The sequence below is a fragment of the Halomonas cupida genome, assembly GCF_900142755.1.
GTDB lineage: Bacteria > Pseudomonadota > Gammaproteobacteria > Pseudomonadales > Halomonadaceae > Halomonas > Halomonas cupida.
This window is the reverse complement of sequence record NZ_FRCA01000019.1, coordinates 1-8,415: the sequence shown is the minus strand read 5'-3', so window position 1 is coordinate 8,415 and position 8,415 is coordinate 1. Positions and strand designations below refer to the sequence as shown.

The window sequence follows — 8,415 nt, the reverse complement described above, 5'->3', positions numbered from 1 at the left end:
GGTGCGGACGACAATCAAATCGATCAGGATGAGCTATTTGATTGCCATGTTAATAGCAGTCGACAGGAAGCCGTCAACATCCAAGGTCCGGGTGACACCCCCCAAGGCTCCCTGTATGTTGTCGATATAACCTGGAGTTACGCGCATAACGACCAGAATAAATAAACAGGCTACGCAGGCCATGAGCGACATCCAAGCCATGCATGCCATGGCGGCGCGGGGAAAGTTTCAAGCAGTCTGGCACGTCCTGGTGGCCAGCGTTTTCATATTGCTCGGATTGGCCCAATTGCCCCCACAAGGCCAGGCAGCCATCGACACCTCACGGCTACGCCAGGCGATGCAGGCTGAGTACGGCAGCTCTGGACTGACACTTGCCAACCAGTGGCTCACACTGATCGAGCAATTGCGGGGCCTGGACGTGACAACCCAACTGAGCCGCGTCAACGATTTCTTCAACAATCATGTTCGCTGGCTTGAAGATGCCGATATCTGGGGCAGCAGTGACTACTGGGCGACACCGGTAGAAACGCTCGGCCGAGGCGCGGGCGATTGTGAGGACTTCTCGATCGCCAAGTACGTCACCCTCAAGGAACTCGGCATCCCCAACGAACGGCTCCGCATGATCTACGTTCGAGCACGTGTCGGGCGCAGCGCCATCAGCCAGGCACATATGGTGCTGGGATACTATGAGACGCCTGCAGCGGAGCCTCTGATTCTCGACAACCTCTCCCGCAGCATCGTGCGCGCCGGACAACGAAACGACCTTGATCCTCTGTTCAGTTTCAACGACAGCGGCCTCTGGGCTGGAGCCTCTACCCAATCAAGAGCAGATCCCATGGCGCGCCTGTCACGCTGGCGAAGTGCCATTGATCGCATGCGGCGCCAGGGAATCCATTGAGCACGCCACCATGAACCGGACCACCATCGAATAACCAGACGGCAGAAATCACGAGTCATCAGTCAAGGGATCACGCAATGTCGCTCATCAAACAACTCTGGCTGGCCATCATCACAGTGCTGCTGCTCGCCTTCGGCGGCAGCCTGCTGGTGGCGATGACCAGCAGCCGGGCCTACCTGGAGCAGGAGATCCGCATCAAGAACGCCGACAATGCCTATGCACTGGCATTGGCCATGACTCAACTGCCCAAGGATGAGGTGACACTGGAGTTGCTGGTCTCGGCCCAGTTCGACACCGGGCACTACCAGGAAATCAAGCTTACCGAATTTTCCGGCGACGTGGTGATCAGGCGTAATGCCAGTGAGACAGCGCCTCTCGTGCCTCGCTGGTTCAGCTCGCTGGTCGCCTTCGATGTGCCCCCCGGGGAAGCCGTCGTTCAGGATGGTTGGCGCCAATACGGAACGGTTACCCTGCGCAGCCAGCACGACTACGCCTACCTGTCACTGTGGCAGGGGACACTGCGACTCGCCGGCTGGTTTACCGCAGCGGGCCTGATCAGCCTGTTCATTGCCTACGCGATCGTCAGGCGTATTCGTGTTCCGCTGCGCATCGTGGTACGCCAGGCCAATGACATCAGTCAGCGGCGCTTCACCATTTCTCCCCTGCCCCGTACTCGAGAGCTGCGTGAAGTCTCCGATGCCATGAACCAGCTTTCGGCCAGTGTGCGCCAGATGCTCGAGCGTGAAAGCGAGCAGATTGATCGGCTGCGTCGTCAACTACTGCATGACTCCGTCACCGGCGCCATGACACGAGATGCCTTCCTTGATCGTCTGAGCTTCCAACTGGCTCAGGAAGATGGCACCAGCTACGGCTCCATGGCCCTGGTGCGCGTCACGGACCTTGCCTCGATCAATGAACGACATGGCTATCCTTATACCAACCTGCTACTGCAGGATCTCAGCCAGCGGCTACAGGCCATTGCCGACGCCCATGGCAGTGCCTATGTCGGGCGTCTCAACGGCAGCGATTTTTCCCTGTTGTTGTGCGGTGATGTCGACCAGGACTGGGCACTGGAACGCCTGGATGACAACCTGCGCACACTGACGGCCCAGCACGCGCCATTACTCCACTTACCAGCCGCCTTCACTCATTATGAGTTCGGCGATCAACGCGCCGATCTACTCTCGAATCTGGATGGCGCCCTGTCACTGGCCGAAAGCGGCGATGGTCATGGCATCGAAATCTGCAGTGACACCAGTCGCGAGTCCCTGTATCAATCACGAGTCGAATGGCGTGGAGCGCTGCTGAATGCCATGGACAGTGGCATCATGCTCGGCCAGTACCCGGTCATCAACAACAACCGGGAGGTGCTTCACTTCGAGGCACCGGTCCGCCTTAACCTCAATCACCAGTGGCGCCAGGCCAGCGCCTTTCTGCCATGGATCTCGCGTCTGCGCCTGCAGGATACACTGGATCTCAAGGTCCTCGATGAAGCGCTGAAGATCATCAGACGCCATCAGCAGCCACTGGGCATCAATCTGTCCCATGAGTCCGCTACCAACCCGAATCTGGTGTTGGCCATGCAGCAACGACTGAGCAACTACGTCGACGCCGCCACTCGCTTATGGATCGAGGTCCCGGAGTCCATCGCACGTACGGATATCCAGGCCTTCCGCTACCTCTGCCGCGCATTGCGCCCTTTCGGCTGCCGAGTGGGCATCGAACATGTCGGCGCCGCCTTCCGTCAACTGGGTGATCTCCAGGACCTCGGCCTGTCCTACATCAAGCTGGACGCCACACTGACCCGGAACGTCAGCCAGAAGCCCGAGCAGCAGACCATTCTTCGCGGCATGGCGACGCTGTGTCATTCACTGGCCATACTGGCCATTGCCGAGGGAGTCGAAGACGAACAGGACATCGATATACTGTTCGAACTGGGGCTGGATGGAGCAACAGGCCCGGCAGTCACCGCCGAGAGTGGAATGTAGAACATCAGAAAACGATCTACAGGTCGTGGCGTATTATTAACATGGCAATCAAATAGCTGATCCTGATCGATTTGATTGTCGTCCGCACCACACTGGCGCAGATGCGCGGATCTGCTGGTGGGGTGCGGCCTCGCGTCGGCCTGATGGCCGACGGCGACACGTCCCTGTGCCGCCATTAACCCAACATGAAAGCATGCCGGGTTAATACATTGGCGAGTATTATGACAATGTCCGCTCTCACGAAACCTTGGGCAGGTTAGCGCCCAGGGCATACGAGTTGGCGGTTTGAACCGAGGTGTCTACTTTTTGGGGGGCACACCACCATACTGCTCGTAGCTCGTAGCTCATAGCTCATAGCTCGCGACCCACATGGATGTGGGAAGTGCCCCTGTTCGTCGGGAACGGACAGGGGCCAGCTCATAGCCATCATCAAATCAACGGCTCATCATCCCCGACCAGATCCACATCATTATACCGCCGGCGCAATGACTGGCGCTGCATGATCTTGCGACGAGCAGCCTCAGGCAGGTCAGTAAAGCTGATGACCCCCTTGTCCATCAATAGATCCAGCACATCCTCAAGCACCCGCACGAAATCAAGATCAGACTGTTGCAGTCGCGCTCGTTCGTCGTCCTCGCGAACCTCCGAGAGAAACTGCAACAACTCCGAGTCGTCGGCAGCAACCGGTTCCGTACACTCCGCTGTCGGCATCCTGCTGACGCTGAGTATCCGTTCATCAGCATCGCGTTGAACATACATGCCTGGCATCTCCTTCTTCCCGGCCCTTTCGGCCTCACTACCACTCAGGTTAGCATCCTCAACAAACAAGGCCACATGCGCTTGATCAAACATCCTGACAAGGCTCAGGAACCTGCAGCAAGGCCTCCAAGTGCAGAAGCAAGCCCCCCGCCTTTCGACGGGGAGCCACCAGTTCACTCGATATCGAGCTGTCCCTGGTCAATCATTTGTGACAGGAAGTCATGGGAACTCTGTCCTCCCATACTGACATTATCCAGCTTGATCTTCTGGTCGGCATTACTGTTGTCATCGGACAGGCCACCATCGCTCTTGATGTACAGCGTCGTGGACGAACCATCCTGTTCAGCGTGGATATAGGTATCCAGAGCACTCTGGTCGGCATCTGTCCCGGCGTCATAGCCCTCGAGCAGGTCTCCCAATGACAACTTATCGGCAGCAGAAGTTTCACCGAATTTGCCAACAGTGAAGTCCAGAACCCGATCCTCGGCTGGCGCATCCGTCGCCCCGGCATCACCCAACTCCCAGACAAAGGTGTCAGCGTACAGGACAACTCCTGGCCCAGTACCATCACCTATCAGTTGATCACTTCCCTCACCGCCTACAATGTGATCAACACCAGCCTCACCGTTGAGAAGGTCATCGCCACCACCTCCCTTCAAAATATCATTGCCCGCTCGACCAGCAAGGGTTTCAGCTCTGGCATCACCCTCCAGTTCGTCATCACCTGCTCCACCTAAATGCTGTGGGAGAGACTGCCAACCATCTTCCAGCGTCACCTCTGCATGGGCATTGTAGTAGTCGAACTCGCGCTCACTGAAAGCCACGTCACCATTGGGCAAGCCATTGATGTTGATTTCCAGGGTTTCCTCCACTTTGTCGCCATCCTGGTCGGTGACGTAGTAAGTGAAGGTCTCAATCAGTGAATCGCCAATATCCATCCCATCACGAGTTTCACGTGAGATGGTATATACGTAACTACCATCATCGGCAGTCGTCAGTTCTCCGTACTGGCCAGAGACGACACCATTGGCATCGGCACCTTTCCAGCTCAGACTGCCATCCGTATCAGGATCATCTGCACCATAGGCAACGATGTCATCAATCACCGTACCCTCAAGGATCGGGAGATCATCTGTCGACGAAATTCTTGCATATAGCTGGTACTGATTACTCTGATTTTCATAGGTTCTAACCGTATTCACCAGACTTCCATTTTCAAGAAAACCCTCAACCTTCAACACAAACTCACGATCGCCTACCTGAATAGTCTGAGTGGTACTGGGATTGGTGATAGAAATGACATCTCGGTTCTGCTCAGCGGTACCATTATTGGTTGTTTCGGTTAATTTCAAGCCAACAGTCGTTGATACTTGCGTGGCGACTCCGTCGATATCCACGGTAAAGCTAACATTCAGATTGACTTCCCTTGGTGCTTCGTAATCGGTGTAAGCAGGGTTATTCACATGATAGAAAGTCCCCAGTGAGAACAATGAATCTGTATCCACACCGATATCGCTGTTCGCACCGTTTGGATAGAGGAAGCGAAATGCTACATACGGACTCTGACTTCCCCAGCCTAAGTGTATTCCATCAACCTTATGGGTTTCTGTAATCTGGCCTTTCGTATATCCATTCTGCTTGGTAATCACCCAATCTGCCGAGAGATTCTTGATTGTCTGCTCGCTAATAGGGACCATGAGGTCACTATCAGGTGAATCCACCACCGGTATATCGTCGCGAATGGATACATCCAGACTACTCGTCTGTTTACTACCATCACTGTCCGTGGCCACCACAGCAAAAGACTCTTTCACACCATCGATGCCGGTGCCTTGGGTACTGTGTTCCGTGCTGTTGTCGGTCAGCTCGTAACTCCAGTCGTAGCTGCCATCATCGTTATCCTTAACTGTCAAAGTTCCGAGATCTGTCGTAATGGTCGTTGAGCCACCCAGAACTTCATTGCCATCGATGGTCAGCGAGCTCAACGCATCTCCACCCGTTGCAACACTGAAGGTACCAGTGGAAATGTTCGAACCATCCCCCGCCCGGCTACCATTGGCAAGGCCCGCCTCATCGACAATACCTTCGTCACCGTCAAGAGAGTCGAATACCGGAGTCGAGTCATCTCCCACCGTGATCGTCAGCGTTGCACTACTGATATCGCCGTCACCGTCAGTGATGGTGTAGTCGATCAATACCTCACCGGCAAAGCCTCCAGCCGGAACAAACGTCACTCGTCCATCGGGCGTCCAACTGACACTACCCGCGCCTGAACTGGCAGAATTCAGCTTCGCCTCAGTCAGAGTGGCGCCATCTGCACCCTCATCATCATTGGTCAACACATTGTGCGTAACAGAACTGTCTTCCGTAGTGGTAGTGCTGTCGTCACGAGCGATCGGAGTGTCATCATCGACCTGGATCTTGACCTTGCCCTGCGCGGTATCACCATCGGCATCAGTGACTCCATAGACGATGTCGAATTCAAGATCGTTCTCGTCACTGCCTGAAGCATGGTCCAATGGCCCCTTGAGCGTAACACTATAGGCGGCAGTGCCTTTGCTGATATCGATATCAGTCAGTTCAAAAACAAGCACCTCCTTGCCTGTTGACGCCGTCGCGGTCAGCGTTGAACCGCCGCCAGTCACCTTCCAGGTAACAGGCTCACCACCGCTTGTCAGATCAGGTTGACCGCTTTCCAACCAACCCACTGCTCCACTTTCTGCAGGGCCATCGGCACCAAAGGCGTAATTCAGTTTGCCAGAACCTTGTGTGACCTCTCCCGGCACATCTCCTTCACCACCGGCGATACCTCCGGCCAGACCGTCTTCGTCCAGAATCGTCCCAGCACTTCTTATCGCAACTCTGTCAATGACATAGTCGCGATCAGTGAGCCCAGAGCTGGAGTCCTCCGCCTTGAACAGCAAATAGTAATTTGCGGTTTCACCGGCGGTAAAAGAGCCGGTAAAGGTCGCGTATTCCTGAGCTGATGGCAAACTTGCAAAGGTACCTGACTCTAGCGTCTCTACTACCAGGTCGGTATCTGCGTTGTACAGTTGTACACTATATTTCAGAGATGCATGGCCACCACCACCTCTGAGACCAAGATCGAAGGTGTAATCGTACGTATTTCCTGCAGAAAGCTTCTGATAGCCATCCACTGTCGGGTCAGCATCGATCCTGGCCACCAGAGCCTGCGGGTTGTTTGAGGTTTCCACCAACACATTCAGCAACGCGTCAGATGGCGCATCATTACCATCAGGCTCGACATCGTCAAAAAAGCCTTCTGTGTTGGAAGAGTTCCATCTGGTACCTGAGTAGCCGGAATAATACCCGTCCTGTATTCCATACACCGCCAATTCGCTGTCATATGGAGCGTTGGCATAGTACCAGCCATCTGGTAAAGAATTGCCTTCAAAACCGCCATTCCCCACCAGGTTAACCGTGCCATCCGCAGAAAGTTCAGAGGAAGAGGCAGTCGGGGAATCATCGTCAACGTTGATATCAAGCGCTCCTTGAGCAGCGCTACCATCACCATCGGTGATTTCATATTTTACCGACAGCGCAATATCATCCTCAGTATTGGCAGTCGGATGATCCAGCACATCACTCAACGTGACCTCATAGACTCCATTCGCCACGTCGGTGATCGCGACCTTCAACACCTCCCGGTCGCCGGCATTACCGGTCAGCGTCAGGCCGTCCTCGCTGACTGCCCAGGTAACCGCCTCGCCTTGTGAGGTCAGTGACGGTAGGTTGGAGGTCAGCCACGTGAAGCTACCCGCTCCGTCGGAGCCGAAGCTGTAGCCCAGGTTACCGGTGACGGTGGTGGCCTCGCCAGCCACATCACCGCCACCGCCAGCAATCCCACCACTCAGACCTTCCTCGTCCACGACCGCTGTCGGAGAGCTGGTTTTTGGATCACCATCAGAGTCAGGAGTTGTGGGCACTGAGTCCACAATGACCGTCAGCGTCGCGCTGCTGGTGTCGTCATCGGCGTCGGTGATCGTGTAGTCGATCACCACGTCACCTTCCACGCCCGCTGCCGGGGTGAAGGTCACGTTGCCGTTCTTGTCGAAGCTCACCGTGCCCTGCGTGCTGTCACGCAGGCTCGCCGCGGTCAGCGTCGCGCCATCCGCGCCTTGGGTATCGCTGGTACCGTCGTTGTTGCTCAGCACGTTGTAGGTGACTTTGGTGTCTTTCTCTGTCTCCGTCGTATCGTCCACCGCCGTCGGCTCGGTGTCCAGCGTCTCCACCGTCAACGTGCCGGTGGTGCTCTCGCCGGCCACGTCGGTGACCACCACGTCGAAGCTGTCGAGCTGTTGCGCGTCGTTGGTGTGGTCCTCGGCGTCGCTGTCCTCGGTGTAGCGGTAGCTGATCACCCCGGTGGCCGCATCGTAGTCGGTCACCGTCAACGTGCCGCGAGCGGTGGTGGCGATCTCGATCTCGTTGCCGTCACCGGCCGCGGTCACGTCCACGCCACCCACGGTCACCGCGGCAATGCCGGCCTCGGCACTCACGGTCACCGACCCGGTCACCGTCTCGCCGGTGCCTTCGGTCACGCTGTTGTGTGCGTCACTCGCCGTGCCGTCACTGTCCTCCGGCGTCACCGTCGGCGGTGCGTCGGTCTGGCCGGTGATGGTGATGGTCAGCGTCGCTTCGCTGGTGTCGCCATCGGTGTCGGTCAGGGTGTACGTCAGGCTCTCGGTCAGTGTCTCGCCGTCGTCCAGCGCCTGCACCGCCTCGAGGCTGTTGTCGAGTTCATACGACCAG

4 protein-coding genes are annotated in these 8,415 nt (G+C 56.3%); 2 read left to right on the top strand and 2 right to left on the bottom strand.

From position 1 onward, the window contains the following. Positions 1-181: 181 nt before the first annotated feature. Complete coding sequence (locus BUE38_RS21290) at positions 182-898, top strand: transglutaminase-like cysteine peptidase (protein WP_234987137.1); 717 nt, start codon at positions 182-184, stop codon at positions 896-898. A gap of 77 nt (positions 899-975) precedes the next feature. Then, entirely contained in the window at positions 976-2,886 is a 1,911-nt protein-coding gene (locus BUE38_RS21285; RefSeq protein ID WP_073437258.1) for an EAL domain-containing protein, read from the top strand. Positions 2,887-3,315: 429 nt separating this feature from the next. Here the strand turns inward: BUE38_RS21285 and BUE38_RS21280 are convergent, their stop codons facing one another. Both BUE38_RS21280 and BUE38_RS21275 read right to left on the bottom strand, forming a co-directional pair. Then, a complete protein-coding gene (locus BUE38_RS21280) occupies positions 3,316-3,645 on the bottom strand; it encodes a tryptophan synthase subunit beta like protein (RefSeq protein ID WP_073437292.1) in 330 nt (109 codons plus the stop codon). A gap of 173 nt (positions 3,646-3,818) precedes the next feature. After that, positions 3,819-8,415 (bottom strand): Ig-like domain-containing protein (locus BUE38_RS21275; protein WP_143166427.1); only part of this gene is annotated, 4,597 nt, incomplete at its 5' end.

Coding starts and splice junctions, on each gene's coding strand:
- BUE38_RS21290 (WP_234987137.1), top strand. CDS start 182: ATGAGCGACATCCAAGCCATGCATGCCATGGCGGCGCGGGGAAAGTTT.
- BUE38_RS21285 (WP_073437258.1), top strand. CDS start 976: ATGTCGCTCATCAAACAACTCTGGCTGGCCATCATCACAGTGCTGCTG.
- BUE38_RS21280 (WP_073437292.1), bottom strand. CDS start 3,645: ATGTATGTTCAACGCGATGCTGATGAACGGATACTCAGCGTCAGCAGG.